Origin of the sequence: Dyadobacter beijingensis DSM 21582 (assembly GCF_000382205.1) — a bacterium.
GTDB classification, from domain to species: Bacteria; Bacteroidota; Bacteroidia; order Cytophagales; family Spirosomataceae; genus Dyadobacter; species Dyadobacter beijingensis.
Map to the genome: position 1 here is coordinate 1616159 of NZ_KB907786.1, position 15978 is coordinate 1632136.

Here is a 15978-nt window from a genome sequence, read left to right on the forward strand (position 1 = left end):
TAATTTCCTTGTTCACTATCGTTGTATTCCAAAGCACCCTAAGAACGGGATTATCGGCGGGCGAATTGATATTTCAAAGCTACAATACCTTGGAAATATCCGATAAATGGATCTGATTGTGCAGATCCTGCACCTGGTTGATAGTTACGGTCCTTAAGTCCCAAATAGTTATTCTCCCGAAAAACAAACGATTTTTGAACACCCCAGTCCAGTATGAGAAATTTGGTCAAGTTATGCTGAAACCCAATGGTCGCAGCAGGAAACAGGGTTGTTCCCTTTACAGAAACAGGTGTACGGATATCTATACCCCCGGTATCATTCAATAAATTTTGTCGTAAAGCGGTTTGCTTGTACTGTGACAAAATTAGGGTTGCTCCTACGAAAAAATGGTTTCTTTTCTTCTTTCCCGAGGTCGATGTAGGATATAACCTTACCCCTGCCTTAACGAAAGTGCCAGACGTCCTTCTCTCTCTGATCCCGTCATTGACTTTACGATCTATTAAGCCGGTATGCCCCGTTTTGAATGTATGCCCAATATTAAAATTCAACGAATATGCTGGATGTCGGCTTAATTCTGAGCTAATTTCAACGGACTTGGCTATGACCGGAGGAATATTAACCCCTAAACTCGTTTTCCACTGTGCACGAGCCATTGTAGTTGTCAAAAAGAAAATTGAGAAGAAAATCAGTCTCATAGAACAAGTTTTTTGCAATTATGACACAATCAAGTGCAATTTCGTTGTCTTGCCCACAAAAGCTTCACATCCTTGTACTAATCGAAGAACTTTCAGAGACCGCCGAGCCCTTATTCTGTGTTTTCCCATTTGACATAAAATGAGTTATCTGAACGGTTTCCCCATTTTCTGAATTTCGTGCTGTATCGCTTCTCGCTGATGTAAAGAAAAGGATTAGATTTTTCAACGTTACTTCCGCTAGAGCCGGTCAATCAAAATTGGCCACACTCATCATCCAATATGTAACCGTTTGTCAAGAAAGTGTGCCTACCCGGTCGAAAATATCTGCCCGTCGATAACTTAACTCTTTTTATATCAATAGAGAATCGCTAGAATTGACCCAACGTTCTGCCAAAGCTCAACATATGAAAATAGGACTAATTCTATTAATTTTTTGTGGTTTAAACAGCCTTGCTAATGCTCAGGAAGTCAATTTACCAAATAGAACAGTGGGGGCTTCATTTGGATTTTCTGGCCACGGCACAGGAGATTTAAATGGGGTAATTCAAGGCTTCGAGTTTCAAAAGTATATAAGGAAAAGGCTTCTTTGGTCATTCGAAGCCGGAAGCAGTATTCACAACGGAGAGTATCCGGAGGCTTATGTTGATCAAAATCAGAAAAAACATGACATTTCATACAGGTACACAGTTGCAGGGATTCAACTCGCGGGAATAGCGGGATATAGTTTTGTACGCTCCGAATACATAAGCCTTGGTATCAAGGCTGGTGTTCTCTTTCGCTACCAGTCGTCATCTATGCCTAACAGTTTGGCAACTTACTATCCCGCTGGAACCGGTTTGCCTTTCCCTGTAATGCTTGCCGAAAATACCACGCCTCAAAGCACCTATTCACCTGGCGGATTAATTCGATTATTCATGAATTATTCCCCAAATAGAAAAATTTCGTTTGGTCTTCATACCGGCCTGCAAGGTGACACTAATGGAGACGTGTTATTCCCCCAATTTGCTTTTTGTATTGGAAGATCTTTTTAGAAAAGGGTATTCCTACCTAACTATTGGACGAAAATAAAATTACGATAACATAGATGCGTTGAATGTAACCATTTATAACATACTTTTGTCATGAACAAGTTATTTCAGCTATGTCATGAAAAATGTAATAAAAATTATGCTATCCGTCATGTTTATTGCATTTTTTGCTGCTTGTAATGACGATTTAGATCCCGCTGTGGACACTGCATATTTTGATCGTAAAATGCCACAAGCGCAAACAGAGAGAGATGCGATAAAAAAGCTATACGGCTTTTATAATGAAAGTAGTAAAGACAAGGAATATTACGAAGTAGTGCAAAAAGCTGGGATTATATTAAATTTTAGCCCAACCAGAAAGCTATTGTCACTATGTGGAGATCAAGGAAGTGGATGGTCTGGCCAATACAAAAATTTTGACGAAGCCTTTTTGAAAAAATTGGTTGATGATGAAGTCACCTTCGATGAGCTTCTTTTACCTAAAAGAGAAAACAGATTAGATACGCTGTATAAAGCTACGCTAATGGTTAATGATCCATTCGACGCCAGTATAAAAACTGACGGAACTCCTAGGTAGGGTTAAAATACAAGTCTTTACCATCCCAGCTCATTCCTTTCTCCTTTCCTGTATCTAAGCATGCCTTTGCAGCTGCTGCCGATACCTGGCCAGCTCCATGGTATTTTTAGCCGTATCCTTTTCTAACCATATCCGGGCGAGATGCGCGCTAGCCGAACGGCTGTCCTGGGTAACACTCCGGCAAATCAGCCCGCTATCGTCTTCCCCAAAGCTTTTCAGGCAGCTTGTCTGGCATCCCCTAGACGTCCACATGAATTTTGCCGCTATTGTAGAATCTTATCCTTTCGATTTATTCGGTGGTTTTTCTGTACTCAGCCGACACTCGCCAAACTGCGATAATCATCTTGTCACGACGTTGTTCTATTCCCCAATTCATACAGCTCAAACAGGGGGTAGAAGCACATGATTGTCGTGTCCTAGCGGTCTGAAATACTTCCTGTTTTCTAAAACCGGCAGTTGATCATATTAGTTAGAGGCGCTGATCGGTTGGGTAAACTTCTAACCCTAATATGTTATTGCGGGGCTTATTGGTTCTGGAGAAATTTGTAATGATTTGTTCATCGCAATTATCTCGCACACAGGTATTTTTAACCAGTCCGTAATATCATCATAATGAAAAAGCAATTTCTATTTCTTATCAGCATGGGTTACCTGTTACTGAGTTGTGACGAGTCTGAACAGGCAACAGTGGTTCCCGAAGTTTCAAAGAGTGTAACCGCTTCTGAACAGGATGCCAACAAACGTGTCGTATCTATTGGCCCTGATTTACGTATAACAGGGGTAGTTCAGCGCTCCAGGGCATTTTATCCTCCTGTTGGCGACCCTAGGGGCCGATCTGTTGCTATCAGTTTTACGTTTTATGTCACGAATCAAGGGAGAAAAACCGCCTTCGCATCGCCGTCATCAAAGATTTTTATGCGCTATTTTCAAAGGAGAGAAGTTCCCACGCTTGCACCTAGCGAATTACAACCAGACGGGTCCTACCTATGCGATGTCAACAAAGAGCGTGGAGACATTGACAGAAACATTGCTCCCGGGGCAACCATTGAATTCTATGGAACGATATTTCTTCTGGAAAGGGACCTGCCGCCATCGAGAATTATAGATTTAAGGTGTTTTGTGGACGCAACAGACCTTGTGAATGAAATGGATGAAGCAAACAACCGCGAAGGTCAGTGGAAGCTTGACTTTTCATCGCTCCGATAGTGATCATGCCGATTGATCATGTGTTAGCTACCAAGCAACTTGAACGAAAGGATTTAAAATCCCCATCCAGCCAGAGCCTTGATGTGCGGTTTTTCTTCGGGTAAATTCTCTAAATCACATGTGCTATGAAAAATCTAGTGATAATTCTGTTTGTGCTTTCAGGTTTGCCGGCGCTGGCCAGGATATTCGATGGGGATATCGCCCTGGACGGCGACCCCACACCTTACAGCGTGATCAACGGAAGGTATTCCTACTACGAAACCAGCCCCGATAGATATGTCGAATTTCGGGCCGACCGGAAGTACGGCGCGTTCAAAAGCCCTCAAAAGATCAAATGGAGCATCCCGACAGGACGCTGGGAGGTACTTTCTTTGAAAGAAGTCGCGGGAATAATGTCGGAGCATTTGGTAGCCACCTCCCGTTTCCCCAGTCGGATGCTGACAGAAGCGGGTGTAACTTACCGTTTTCCGCCACTTACAGGCTGGGTTTGCACCCCTGTGGCATATCCTTTGACTGCCTATGTGCCCACATTAGTTACATCTGTTAGCAGGCCAAGCATTCGGATGATGTGGGAAGACCCACTAACCTGGTCAACGGGCTTTGTGCCACGTAAATATGATAATGTGAGAGTTAGTGACTTTGGTCGCATCGTACATATTAATTCTGATGTATTTTGTTATGATCTTCAAGTGCTTGGCTTGCTGACCGGATCAAGACCATTTACACTGAATATTCTGGGTAATATGGAAATAGTACGTCCGTATGGGACGATTAATCCTTATCAAGTCAGGATGGGTGGAATGTCACGTCAGATGATCAGAATTGATGATAGTTCACCTGATAGAATCTATCCGAGTATTTTTATTATTGATAATCCTGCAGGTATCGAGACCAAATACTGGGTCGATCTTGCGACCAAGAATCGCGGCACGTCTATCGTCAGGTTCGTAAAGGGACATTTTTGTTTAAAAGAGATTTCGGGAGGGTTTGGCCGTGTCTTTATTCCAAAGGTCGAGGGGGCTAATGCCGAAAGGTTTTTTGTAATGGCCCGGACCACACAACTCTCGACCGTGTGGACCGACTCGACCATTAGCAGGACCTATTTCGTAGGCATCGACGAATTTACCTACACACCCATTACGCTCACACGGAGAGCAAAGCCAACTGGCGCGTCCTATGCTACTAGCGTTGGCTTGTTTCCTGCTGAGGATGATGAAGCAGCTCCGGGAAGGATCAATATCAACTACATCATTGACGCTCCGGGAGTATGGGATATTATTCTGAGTTGGAACACAAATGCGCAATCGTCAAGTTATGTGCCCGGCAGGCCGGTACAGATGATGCGGGACCCCGGTGCCTGGGTTCCCGTGGGTGCACCCGTCGTGCCCTGGGGCCTGTATTCAGAGGGGCGCTATCTATACTCTGTTTATCAACCCGGGGTATCCATTGAGAGGACTTTGCGAGGCGTTTGGTTTTCCTTATTTCAAACAGGCGCCAAAGGCAAAGCCAGGATGTCGGAGTTGGTAGAGGAAGATGAGCAATATCTGCTTGCGAACGCGCCGTTTCCGAACCCTGCGGACGCGAGGGGTTTCCGGGTCCGGATTTCTGACCCAAAGAACGCAAAACTCTCACTTGTAGAAGTCTCAGGACAAGCTATGCGGATTACCACAACAACCGAGCCGGACAACATGATATGGGTAAAGCCTGTCGGCAGGCTGAACGCCGGGGTCTATCAATTGCTGATTGAAACCGGCGGGCAAAAAACAGCACACCGAGTCGTGTTCCACTAGCGTAACCGAGCAAACGGGAAAACGGTGGGAGGCGTAATGCCGAACGCTAAATCGCCTCTTGAAATGCTATTATTTCAAGCCTAAAAATAATATTTTAGTACTGAAAAGGATTTGCACCTCATGGCACTGTGTTTAGATCCGTTTCAGTCAGAATATGAACCTCACGGCCTTCATCGTTCTCCTGTTTCATCTGCTTATATTTATAAGCGACGGTCGGGCCTTGGGCCAGGCCACAAGTACTGGTTCCCGTCCTCTTTTTGAATCCCTCATTCTTTCGTCCGAGGATTATACAAAGCGTTCCGAATACGATTCTGCATCCTCCAAACTGAGAGAAGCGTTGCAACTTGCCCTTCATGCCAACGCAAAGCGTCGGGTAGTTTTGTGCTACGACAAACTGGCTGAAATAAGTCAGTTAGTCGGAAAAATTAATGAAATGAACCGGTTCGATTCACTTGCGTTGCCCATGGTGAAACAACTCAGGGACACGGCGTTTTTAATCAACGTATACAACAGGCAGGGAATCCGGTTTATCGAAACGGGCAAACACAAAGAGGCGGAGAATTATCTGGGACTGGCACTTGCCCTCGGCCTGGAAAATGAAGGTTCGGTGAAAACAGCAGAGGTTTACAGTAATCTTGGCTCGATGTATCTCGGTAAAGGAGAAAAGGACAAAGCGCTGGAGCATTTTCTCAGGGCCCTGAGGTTATACGAAAACAATAGCTCTGAGAAGGGCATGGGAGAAACGTACAGCAACATTTCTTCGCTGTATTATTTGCTGGGAAAGATAGACGAGGCCATTCGCTACCAGTTGAAAAGTATTGAAGTCCGGCGGAAACTGGACGATAAGAGAGGGCTCGCCAATACGAATATCAACATTGGGCAACTATACCTGATAAAAGGAGATTTCCTGCTGTCGCTGGGTCATTTACAAGAAGCAGTAAAATGTGCAGAGCAATCCCGGAACGGGAGAATGATCGGCGCGGCGTTTTCGGCTTTGTCCGCTTATTATTCCAGGACCAAAAACTTCCAGGAAGCATTGAGGTGGCAAACAAAGGGGATTACTGTTTTCGAAGAAATCGACGATAAACAAATGCTATCGCGGATGTACGTTTCGGCGGGTAATCTGGCCAATGCTGACGGTGATTCCGCCGAGGCGATCGGTTATTATCAAAAAGGCCTGCGGCTTGCAACTTCGATGGATAACAAGGAGAATATTGCCAACGCCTACGATAAGATCAGCAGTTTCTATTCCGCGCGCAGGCATTTCGAGCATGCGTATTTCAATCACAAAAAATATGTGGCTTATCGCGATAGCATTCTGGAAAAGAGCAATCTGGCCAAGATCACTGAAATTCGCACCTTATATGAAACCGAAAAGAAGGACTCTGAGATAACGCGGCTTAATACGCTTCAACAATTAAAACAACTTCAGATCGAGAAGCAACGGGCCGAAATAGCAGGCAATTTATTGGAAGCACAAAGAAAGCAAGCGGAAATAGAACTGTTGTCGGCCGAGAAACAGTTGCAGGACGAGGAGCTAGAAAAGCAAAGCCTGATCAACAAAAATAAAGCCCAGCAATTGGCGATCGCGCAAAAGGAAAGTCAGTTGACCGACAATCAGTTGGAGAACCAAAAGGGAATCAGAAACCTGCTCCTTGCACTGTTTGCCTTTTTCCTTTTGGCAGGATTCACCTGGTTTAACAGATTTAAACTCCAAAAGAAAATACAACAGCAAGCGGATTTGCTGGCTATCAGGAATAGTATCAGCAAAAACCTGCATGATGAAATCGGCAGCACGCTTACGAGCATCAACATTCTCAGCAACGTATCTCAGAAAGCGCTTTACTCCAATCCGCAACAGGCACAGGAAATGCTGGGCAAGATTGTCGGGCAAAGTAAGACGGTTCAGGAGAAGATGAGTGACATCGTCTGGGCCATCCGTCCGGAGAATGAGAAAATGGAAAGTCTGGTAACCCGCATCAGGGAGTATGCAGCCCAGACCCTTGAGGCGTTGGATATCGATATTGAAATTTCTTTCGACCAGGAATTGAATGATCAGGATTTACCCCTTCAGACGCGCAAGGAATTGTTATTGATTTGCAAAGAAGCTATCAGTAACATTGCCAAACATGCAAACGCATCTAAAGTGGCGATATCGATTAACAAAAACAGGCATACGCTTGAAATGAAAATCAATGACAATGGGCAATGGAAGGGGGAGGGGACCGGCACCGGAACAAAAAGCATGATGGATAGGGCTATGCAGTTGGGCGGGAGCCTGTCGATTATCCCCGGTGACTTTGGGACTCAGGTTGCAATACAAATCCCCCTAATCTGAATGTAGTAAGTCCCGGCCCAAAACCAGTGTTACTTTTTGAAATATGACGCTAAAAGTACTGATATACGAGGACAACGAAGCCCTGCGCGACAGCATGGTGACAATGCTCGAATGGGACAAATCATGTGAGGTCGTTGGGGCCATGACAGACGCAAGTTTTGTCAAAAAAGATGTGGCCCGTTATCGGCCCGATGTTGTTATTATGGATATTGAAATGCCGCATAGCAATGGTGTGAGTGCGGTCAGGGACCTTCGTACCGTCAACAAGGACACGCCGGTTCTCATATTTACAGTATTTGAAGATGACGACAATGTCTTTAACGCAATTTGCGCGGGAGCTAATGGGTATATTCTCAAAAAGAACCTGGAATCGTTACAGGCCTCGGTGAACGAAGTGCTTAACGGAGGCGCGCCGATGTCCGGCCCGATCGCCCGCAAGGTGCTTGGCTTCATCCCCCGGCTGGAAACGAAAAAGGACCCGGCCCTTGAATTGCTTAGCAAACGCGAAAACGAAATTCTCGAACTGCTCGTAAAGGGATATAGCTATAAAATGATCAGCTCGGAGCTGGTGATTTCGGTGGAAACGGTGCGTGTTCACATCAAGAGCATTTACAGGAAACTGCACGTAAACAGTGCAACGGAGGCGCAGTATAAGGTTTCTCAGGGGAGATTATAAGTGTGATACGGATATCCACTCAAAAAATAGGGGTTTCTAACGCCTTTGTGAATTCGGCCATGATAGTTAGTACACCTTCCGAAGAGGCCAAAATGCTTTTGCCAAATCTGCAACGCGGTTTTGCTGTTTGGTGAATACTTCAGTCTTGGTAGCTCCCAGGCTGCAAACACATATGTAAGGTATTTTATCGTAATATTGCGATGTGATACTTTTTAAATCGCATGAGTATAACCATTAGTTATGAGCGCGATGCCAAAATTTATCCGGTCGTTAAAGTGTACCTCTCATTGGTTGTAGAAATCACGGCCACAATGCTCTAACAGCTTGATATAGTCTGATTAACTCGTGTTTCGCCGGAATAAAGTATACTATTGCCACCGGCGATGTCCACATATGTACGTCTGACTATATATGCACCTGATTGTGACAAGATAAAGGCACTGTAAAAATAAATGGCTCTATCTTATAAACTAAGCAAATAGTTTTATAACTAATAAATAAGTTATATATTTAGCGTGTAATAATCAAGGTAGGATAAAAGATTCATTGTCCGATTTAAACTCACGCTGGTTATGATACAAAATTACATCACAGTTGCCTGGCGTAATCTGTTGAAGAATAAAGCCTTTTCGTTCATTACGATATTTGGGTTAGCTGTTAGTATAGCTACTTTTCTTTTGATTACGCAGTATGTGTTCTCTGAGCTAAGCTATGATGAATTCCATACCAATGCAGATAACATCTATCGTATTCGACTTGATGATTATAAACAGGGTGTTCTTACCAACAGCAGTACAGTCAGCTATTACGCCGAAGCTCCGGCCATCAAAGAAACCTTTCCTGAGGTTGGGAATTTTGTTCGGCTGCACCGGGCAGATGGTATGATCAGTTACCGGAAACCATCGGGAGAATTGGTCAGTTATCACGAGAAAAGGGCATTTTATGCCGACTCTTCTTTATTCGATGTCTTTTCATTCTCGTTGCTAGAAGGTGCTGCCAATCAGGTACTGCGTCGGCCTGAGTCCGTTGTGATTTCAGAAACAATGGCTCTGAAGTATTTTGGTGGGCAAAATCCGATTGGCAAAACGCTTTCGTTAAGTTCAGAATGGCAGGGGGGGACTACATCGTGGAAGGGGTGTTTGCCGATATTCCAATGAACAGTCATATCCATTTCGATTTTGTTTTTGCGATACAGAATCTGCTTAAAAATCAGCAGTTTGCCACGGGAGGCTGGTACTGGGCCAATTTCTATACATATCTGCTGCTCAAACCAGGCACGTTGCCGAAAGCATTGGAGAAAGGGCTGTCCGGTGTAATCGAAAAGCATATTGGTAACCAACTAAGGAGGTATCAGGTCAGGCAAACGTTCGTTTTACAACCCCTTCGTTCCATTCACTTACATTCTCAAACAGCATCAGAAGTCGAACCAAACGGAAGAATTGGTATCGTTTACGTGCTTATCGTAGTTGCTTTCCTGATTCTGGTCATTGGCTGGCTAAATTATATAAACCTATCTACGGCCAGAGGTATTGAACGAGCCAAGGAGGTAGGTCTCCGTAAAGCGCTGGGCTCCGAAAAAAGACAATTGATCCTGCAATTCATTGTCGAGTCTATCGGTTTTAACTTGTTATCTGTGTTCATCGGAATTGGTCTTTTCCTGATCGCGCTGTTGATCTTTCCTGACTGGATTCGGACTACCAATGACTTTTCCATGCTTCTGAACCCCCTGTTTTGGGCCATATCCTTAACCGTCATTTCTCTCGGGTTTTTTCTTTCCGCATTTTACCCTGCATTTGTCCTTTCCTCGTTTAAACCGATTGCAATTTTAAAAGGGTATTTGCCTAAGCAAACCGGCGGCGAATCGTTCCGTAAATCCTTGGTAGTGGTTCAGTTTACAGCATCGATTTTCCTGATTATTGCCACTATGGTCATTAATCAACAGCTTACTTTCATGCAGCAGCAGGATTTGGGGATGAATATCAATCAGCAGCTTGTAGTGAAAGCCCCCAAAATATTACGAACAGACAGCTTTACCAATGACATTCGCTTTTTTAAGGACCGGCTGTTATCGCATACAGGTGTCCGCCGGGTAACTGCTTCCTCCGAAGTTCCAGGGCAGGAAATATTCTGGACGGCCGAATGGCAAAGGTTCCATCAGGCTGCCGCCGATTTTAAACTGTGCAACATGTTGGCTGTCGACGAAGATTTTATACCCACGTATAACATTAAGCTGCTGGCGGGACGAAATTTCAGTAAGGACTTAATGGTTGATAACGAATCGGTTATTATTAACAAAAGTGCATTGAAAGCTTTTGGCTTTGCATCCACTGAACAGGCGATTAATCAGGAAATTGGCAACGTGATACCTAAGAAGATTGTCGGTGTCGTCAATGACTTCCATCAGCAATCGCTCAAAACGTCAAATCGTCCTATTGTTTTTCAACATATACCCTGGAACAGCAACTTTTTGACGATCGCATTACGAAGCAATCACCCGGCGCAATCAATAGCAATGCTTCAAAAAAACTATCAGGAAGCATTTCCCGGAAATGCGTTTGAATTTTTTTTCCTGGATGATCATTTTCAAAGGCAATACGAATCGGATGAACGGATGGCCGATCTGTTGGGTTGGTTTGCTCTGATAGCAATTGGTATCGCCTGTTTAGGTCTTTTGGGTATGGCGCTGTTTACAACTAAAAATCGTACAAAGGAAATTGGTGTAAGAAAAGTGCTGGGAGCCAGCGTTGGCAGCGTCGTCATGCTATTGTCCAGGGATTTTCTCAGGCCGGTGGCTCTGGCTATTCTATTTGCTTCGCCACTTGCCTGGTACGCTATGACCTGGTGGTTGCAGGACTTCGCGTATAAAACTGACATCGAGTTATCGACATTTCTGGTTGCCGGTGTGCTTGCAATAGGAATTGCCTTGGTAACCGTAAGTGTTGAAAGTGTCAGAGCAGCGTTAAGGAACCCCGTGAAGAGCCTGCGCGGGGAATAAGTTTAGCCGTAATCATGAGAACTACATTTTATTCTCGGGTGTCAATGAGGTTAGTAATTCTCACTATATCGTGACAGTTCATAAAGTTCTTCATAGCAATTCAGCTTAAGCTATACTACCGGCGTATCGAGAGGAACGAGGTCAAATCAATAATGTCCGGTTCATAACTATTAGTTATATCTTTCGGTGTCAGATTTATTCGGTCGTTAAAGTGTACTTCTGCGAATTTTCGATATTCTTGCTTCGAAGAATTCTGACCGCATATCTGGTTCGATAAATAACGTCAAGTAGGTGTTAAAATGTAATTTAGCTTTGTGCGTCGCCTAATGTAAGACCGCGATACAGTAGAATGTGAGATGGAAATTGCTGATTATGCTGGCCAATCAGATCAATGTTTGATTTACGCAAGAAGCTGTTTCTTTGCTGCTAACCCGGCCCTGCCGGGCCAATATACCTTTGCTATATCGAAAATTTAACCACTTAAACGAATAGCAAAGATGAAAACTGCATGGATTACTCTAAACACAAAAGATTCCGAATCCGCACAAAACTTGAAGGATTCCCTTCTGAACCTGCTTACACTGTCAGGCTCGGAGCCTGGTAAAGTGGCTTACGAGGTGTTCACCGCCGAATCGGACGAAAACCAGTTCCACGTCAGAGAGTCTTGGAGCGATAGTGAGGCCTTTGAGGCGCATTTGAATACCCCTCACCTGAAAGCATTCACTGCTGACATCAATGATTGGCTATCTAGCCCCATGCAGGCCACAATGCTGCAAAAAGTGGAGCCTTTTGACAACAAGCAGGTCATCGAAAAGCTCTATCAGGCTGTCAACGCCAAGGACCTGGAATACATCCGGAGCCTTGGAGCGGATTTCAGTGAATGGCTAGACGTGCCATTCGACTACACTACCACCGGAAAGGATGCGATTATCGATCCCTGGGTGAGCTGGTTCGGCATTTTTCCGGATGCAACCTGTGAGGTCAGAAGCCTGGTGGCATTTGGTGATTACGTGATTGCCCAGGGGATCGGCCGGGGTACCCACAAAGGCGTGTTCCATTCACCGGCAGGAACCTTACAACCTTCCGGTGTAAGCATGCAGGTCAATTTCTGCGATGTCTACAAACTGCGCCAGGGCAAGATCGAGCGCGCGGATTCCTACTTTGATTTTTATGGGCTGCTCCGCCAACTGGCCCCGGAGAAAGTAGGTGCAGCGCAGGCAATGTAATTTGTAGCGGCGCTATGGAAATCAAGCAACTTGTCAGGGCAGGCATACTGGCCGCCCTGGCGATCCTATTCATTCAATGTAAATCCAACCAACCAAACGCTATGGAAACCAAGCAAGCAATGCAGGAAAGTAAAGAATATATCGGCATGTGGATGACAGCCGACGGCTACATACGCCACAACCTGTTGCCCGGGAACCGTTACGACGAAGCCAGGGGCAAACGTGAAAGCGCCTACCAGGGTTCTTACAAAGTCACAGGCAATCATATTGACTACAAGGACGACACCGGCTTTACCGCCGACGGGGAATTTCGGGATGGTATTTTGTACCATGCCGGCATGGTGCTTTACAAACAGAAATAAGACCGGCCCATCGCTATGGAAGCTACCGCCACCAATATCCACGCCGGGCGGATCGATTGCCTCGCTGCCAAAGGCCCTTTGGCGGCGGGGCAATTGCCTGGCTGCTGGGTGATCCTGCACCTGGAAGACTCCGGTCAGCTGCTGTTTACCAGCGGGCAATCCCTGCTGGCCGGCAACTGGCCGCTCGCCGGGCGGCAGGGATTTTACTGCGCGTTCGTGCCGCTATTCATGCCCGATAAGCTGGCCCGCCGCATCGAGCGGCTTTCCATATTTACGGCTAAGCCCAAATGGGTAGTCGAGCTGAGTAGGGAGCAGGAAGCTGCGGTAAGCCGGATCTTCGAACTGCTTGTTGCCGAACTGACTTCCGGATATGCCCACAAGCTGGACCTGATGCGCAATTATGTGGTCCAGATGATCCATTTTGGGCTAAAAAACGCAGGTGGACGCGCCTGAGCGGTCGGCCGCATTGTGTATCTTTACATATTCTCAAAGGTATCCAAACACTATGGCTAGTACAGAAACACTTGAAGAGTTTTACCAGCACAAATTTTCAGGAACGCCGGCAAACATTCAACGCGAGATCGGTGATTTCAATGTTTTTGTGGTGGAAGACAGTGTCAACCCGCAAGGGCAGGTCACTGTGCCCTACGCGCGAAGGGATTTTTATAAAATCAGCCTGATCACCGGCGACAATCTGTTCCATTATGCCGACAAAACCTTGCATGTAAAGGGTACGTCGCTGATATTCTTTAACCCGAATGTGCCTTACCGGTGGGAGACGCTTGCCGAGGGGAATACAGGCTACTTCTGTATTTTCAAGGAAGCGTTTTTCATGGAAAAGCTCCGAAGCAACCTCGGAGAGCTGCCTATGTTTGCCATTGGCGGCAAACCTTCTTATATCCTGGACGAGCATCAGAAGGATTTTGTCAGCGGGATCTTCCAAAAGATGATCGACGAAATAGGCTCGGATTACCGTTTTAAACAGGACCTGCTGGTCAGCTACGTCACCGAGCTGATCCATTATGCATTGAAAATGGACGCTACTGAGACGCTTCACCACCAGGTCAATGCCAATGCGAGGATCACCTCGATTTTCTCGGAGCTGCTGGAAAGGCAGTTCCCGATCGATTCGACCGATCAGCGGTTTACGATGCGCTCTCCGAAGGATTTTGCCGACCAGCTTTACGTGCATATCAACCATCTGAACCGAGCCATTAAAGAAACAACCGGCAAAACCACATCTGCCCTGATCGCCACCAGGTTGGTCAGCGAAGCAAAGGCGCTGCTCAAACATACCAATTGGAGCATCGCCGAAATCGGTTATTCGCTCGGCTTTGAAGAGCCTGCACATTTCAACAACTTTTTCCGGAAACATACCGAGGTATCTCCGTCCGCATTCAGGTCTTTGTAAAGGCATTTTTACCAATAGAAGAAGAGGCGCTGCAAGGTGCCTCTTTTGTTGTTTGATATTTGTAAGGATCTGATCGTTTATTGCAATGGCTGCATTGCTGGTTAGTACGAACTTTGCTAGTACAACCAAAAATTAAAAATCATGAAAACGAGCTATAAAAAAAGCGATTTTCCAGTCGACGGTATTCGTCGGTATCTGGAACCAGGCCCGATCGTGCTGGTAAGTTCGAGCTGCGACGGAGAGGACAATATCATGACAATGGGGTGGTATACCGTGATGGATTTTAGCCCGTCCCTGATTGGCTGTTACATTGTTGGCTACAATCACAGTTTCGATATGATCCGGAAAAGCGGGGAATGCGTAATCAATATCCCGGAGCTGCATATGATCGATACGGTGATCGGCATCGGCAACAGTACGGGCCGGCAGATCGACAAATTCGCCGAATTTGGGCTGACAAAAGGCAAAGGGCAATTTGTACGCGCTCCGCTGATCAACGAATGTTACGCCAGCTTCGAGTGCAAGGTGAAAGATGCGAGCCTTTTGGACAAGTATAGTTTCTTTATCCTGGAAGTAGTGAAAGCACATGTAGCTACTAGACCCGAATTCCCTCGAACCGTGCATTACCGGGGCGGGGGCACATTTATGGTTTCGGGTGAGCACATCTCATTTCCTGAGCGGTTCAGGCCCGAAAACTTGTAGGCATACACTTTCCATATCAGGCCAAAGGCCGGATTTTACCTCCCAGGTGGATGTGAAACCCGGCCTTTTTCCTTTGTATCCGAAGGGAACGTTAGATTGTTTGTTTTTCGCAATTATCGGTTTGAAGCTTGCATCTGCCAGGCCAGGTTCACAGTATACCTTTGTAATGTCAGATCTGAACAAACAATCAATTAGCAATCACAGATTTAAACGATTTAAGCAATGGAAACGCAATCAAAAATAGCCCTAATAACCGGCGCCTCAAGTGGGATTGGCGCTGGTACTGCCAAAGTGTTGGCGGCAAACGGATTCAAAGTCGGCATTGCCGCCCGTAGAATAGACAAATTAAACGAGCTGAAAAATGAGATCACTTTATCCGGCGGAGAAGCCTTTGCCATTCAAATGGACGTTACAGATCCTGAATCCGTTAAGCGCGGCGTTGAAGAACTTGTTGCAGCTTATGGTACTATTGATATTCTGGTCAATAATGCGGGACTGATGCCGCTTTCGGACATCGAGAGCCTGAAAGTAGACGAGTGGAACCGGATGATCGATGTCAACATCAAAGGCGTGCTCAATTCGACGGCGGCAGTGCTGCCCTACCTGAAAGAGCAGAACTCGGGACACATCATCAATATGTCGTCTATCGCCGGCCGCAAGGTTTTCAAAGGGCTTTCGATTTATTGTGCCACCAAATTCGCCATCGCCGCCTTTTCCGATGGCCTGAGAATGGAGCTCGCTCCCAAATTCAAGATCCGTGTCACCAATATCCAGCCCGGTGCGGTCGCCACAGAACTGTACGACCATATCTCCGATCCTAAATACCGTGACGATATGGAGCAGCTGGCCAAACAGATGACCTTCCTGACAGGTGAAGACATCGGTAACAGCATCCTGTACGCGGTCTCGCAACCCGCCCACGTGAACGTCTCGGAAGTATTCGTATTGCCTACCGAGCAGGGATGGTAATCC

15 protein-coding genes are annotated in these 15978 nt (G+C 45.8%); 14 read left to right on the forward strand and 1 reads right to left on the reverse strand.

The genetic code is table 11. The features are described from left to right. Positions 1-50: 50 nt before the first annotated feature. Entirely contained in the window at positions 51-695 is a 645-nt protein-coding gene (locus H144_RS0106730) for a hypothetical protein (protein ID WP_157504481.1), read from the reverse strand. A gap of 404 nt (positions 696-1099) precedes the next feature. Here H144_RS0106730 and H144_RS0106735 point away from each other — a divergent pair, with 404 nt between their 5' ends. From H144_RS0106735 to H144_RS0106800, 14 genes are all read left to right on the forward strand, one after another. Then, the gene (locus tag H144_RS0106735) at positions 1100-1726 is read left to right on the forward strand and encodes a hypothetical protein (RefSeq protein ID WP_019941288.1); all 627 of its coding nucleotides are present in this window, start codon (positions 1100-1102) and stop codon (positions 1724-1726) included. 115 nt (positions 1727-1841) lie between these two features. Further along, complete coding sequence (locus H144_RS0106740) at positions 1842-2300, forward strand: hypothetical protein (protein ID WP_019941289.1); 459 nt, start codon at positions 1842-1844, stop codon at positions 2298-2300. A 612-nt stretch (positions 2301-2912) separates the two neighbouring features. After that, positions 2913-3506, forward strand: a complete 594-nt coding sequence (locus H144_RS0106745) for a hypothetical protein (RefSeq protein ID WP_019941290.1) — start codon at positions 2913-2915, stop codon at positions 3504-3506. 125 nt (positions 3507-3631) lie between these two features. Beyond that, the gene (locus H144_RS0106750; RefSeq protein ID WP_019941291.1) at positions 3632-5296 is read left to right on the forward strand and encodes a T9SS type A sorting domain-containing protein; all 1665 of its coding nucleotides are present in this window, start codon (positions 3632-3634) and stop codon (positions 5294-5296) included. Positions 5297-5450: 154 nt separating this feature from the next. Continuing rightward, complete coding sequence (locus H144_RS0106755; protein WP_019941292.1) at positions 5451-7634, forward strand: ATP-binding protein; 2184 nt, start codon at positions 5451-5453, stop codon at positions 7632-7634. Positions 7635-7677: 43 nt separating this feature from the next. Continuing rightward, positions 7678-8310: a response regulator gene (locus H144_RS0106760; RefSeq protein ID WP_019941293.1), complete on the forward strand. Its 633-nt coding sequence runs from the start codon at positions 7678-7680 to the stop codon at positions 8308-8310. Positions 8311-8882: 572 nt separating this feature from the next. Next, the gene (locus H144_RS33790; RefSeq protein ID WP_051100047.1) at positions 8883-9467 is read left to right on the forward strand and encodes an ABC transporter permease; all 585 of its coding nucleotides are present in this window, start codon (positions 8883-8885) and stop codon (positions 9465-9467) included. Continuing rightward, on the forward strand, positions 9416-11305 hold the full coding sequence (locus tag H144_RS32965; protein WP_084599915.1) for an ABC transporter permease: 1890 nt from the start codon (positions 9416-9418) through the stop codon (positions 11303-11305). Before H144_RS33790 ends, H144_RS32965 begins: the two co-directional genes overlap by 52 nt. Before the next feature lie 497 nt (positions 11306-11802). Then, on the forward strand, positions 11803-12531 hold the full coding sequence (locus H144_RS33795) for an ester cyclase (RefSeq protein WP_019941294.1): 729 nt from the start codon (positions 11803-11805) through the stop codon (positions 12529-12531). A gap of 101 nt (positions 12532-12632) precedes the next feature. Beyond that, positions 12633-12893: an Atu4866 domain-containing protein gene (locus H144_RS0106780; protein ID WP_026350472.1), complete on the forward strand. Its 261-nt coding sequence runs from the start codon at positions 12633-12635 to the stop codon at positions 12891-12893. A 15-nt stretch (positions 12894-12908) separates the two neighbouring features. Continuing rightward, the gene (locus tag H144_RS0106785; RefSeq protein ID WP_019941296.1) at positions 12909-13346 is read left to right on the forward strand and encodes a hypothetical protein; all 438 of its coding nucleotides are present in this window, start codon (positions 12909-12911) and stop codon (positions 13344-13346) included. A gap of 52 nt (positions 13347-13398) precedes the next feature. Beyond that, on the forward strand, positions 13399-14304 hold the full coding sequence (locus H144_RS0106790) for a helix-turn-helix domain-containing protein (protein ID WP_019941297.1): 906 nt from the start codon (positions 13399-13401) through the stop codon (positions 14302-14304). A gap of 141 nt (positions 14305-14445) precedes the next feature. After that, positions 14446-15006 (forward strand): flavin reductase family protein, encoded by a 561-nt coding sequence (locus H144_RS0106795; RefSeq protein WP_019941298.1) that lies wholly within the window; start codon positions 14446-14448, stop codon positions 15004-15006. Between the two features lie 222 nt (positions 15007-15228). Further along, positions 15229-15975 (forward strand): SDR family oxidoreductase, encoded by a 747-nt coding sequence (locus H144_RS0106800; RefSeq protein ID WP_026350473.1) that lies wholly within the window; start codon positions 15229-15231, stop codon positions 15973-15975. The last annotated feature ends 3 nt before the right edge of the window (positions 15976-15978 follow it).

Excerpts from the sequence above, each read along its gene's own strand:
- H144_RS0106790 (WP_019941297.1), top strand. The coding sequence starts at position 13,399 with ATGGCTAGTACAGAAACACTTGAAGAGTTTTACCAGCACAAATTTTCA.
- H144_RS0106780 (WP_026350472.1), top strand. The coding sequence starts at position 12,633 with ATGGAAACCAAGCAAGCAATGCAGGAAAGTAAAGAATATATCGGCATG.
- H144_RS0106755 (WP_019941292.1), top strand. The coding sequence starts at position 5,451 with ATGAACCTCACGGCCTTCATCGTTCTCCTGTTTCATCTGCTTATATTT.
- H144_RS0106730 (WP_157504481.1), bottom strand. The coding sequence starts at position 695 with ATGAGACTGATTTTCTTCTCAATTTTCTTTTTGACAACTACAATGGCT.
- H144_RS0106800 (WP_026350473.1), top strand. The coding sequence starts at position 15,229 with ATGGAAACGCAATCAAAAATAGCCCTAATAACCGGCGCCTCAAGTGGG.
- H144_RS0106795 (WP_019941298.1), top strand. The coding sequence starts at position 14,446 with ATGAAAACGAGCTATAAAAAAAGCGATTTTCCAGTCGACGGTATTCGT.
- H144_RS0106735 (WP_019941288.1), top strand. The coding sequence starts at position 1,100 with ATGAAAATAGGACTAATTCTATTAATTTTTTGTGGTTTAAACAGCCTT.
- H144_RS0106785 (WP_019941296.1), top strand. The coding sequence starts at position 12,909 with ATGGAAGCTACCGCCACCAATATCCACGCCGGGCGGATCGATTGCCTC.
- H144_RS32965 (WP_084599915.1), top strand. The coding sequence starts at position 9,416 with ATGGCAGGGGGGGACTACATCGTGGAAGGGGTGTTTGCCGATATTCCA.
- H144_RS0106750 (WP_019941291.1), top strand. The coding sequence starts at position 3,632 with ATGAAAAATCTAGTGATAATTCTGTTTGTGCTTTCAGGTTTGCCGGCG.
- H144_RS0106740 (WP_019941289.1), top strand. The coding sequence starts at position 1,842 with ATGAAAAATGTAATAAAAATTATGCTATCCGTCATGTTTATTGCATTT.
- H144_RS33790 (WP_051100047.1), top strand. The coding sequence starts at position 8,883 with ATGATACAAAATTACATCACAGTTGCCTGGCGTAATCTGTTGAAGAAT.
- H144_RS0106745 (WP_019941290.1), top strand. The coding sequence starts at position 2,913 with ATGAAAAAGCAATTTCTATTTCTTATCAGCATGGGTTACCTGTTACTG.
- H144_RS33795 (WP_019941294.1), top strand. The coding sequence starts at position 11,803 with ATGAAAACTGCATGGATTACTCTAAACACAAAAGATTCCGAATCCGCA.
- H144_RS0106760 (WP_019941293.1), top strand. The coding sequence starts at position 7,678 with ATGACGCTAAAAGTACTGATATACGAGGACAACGAAGCCCTGCGCGAC.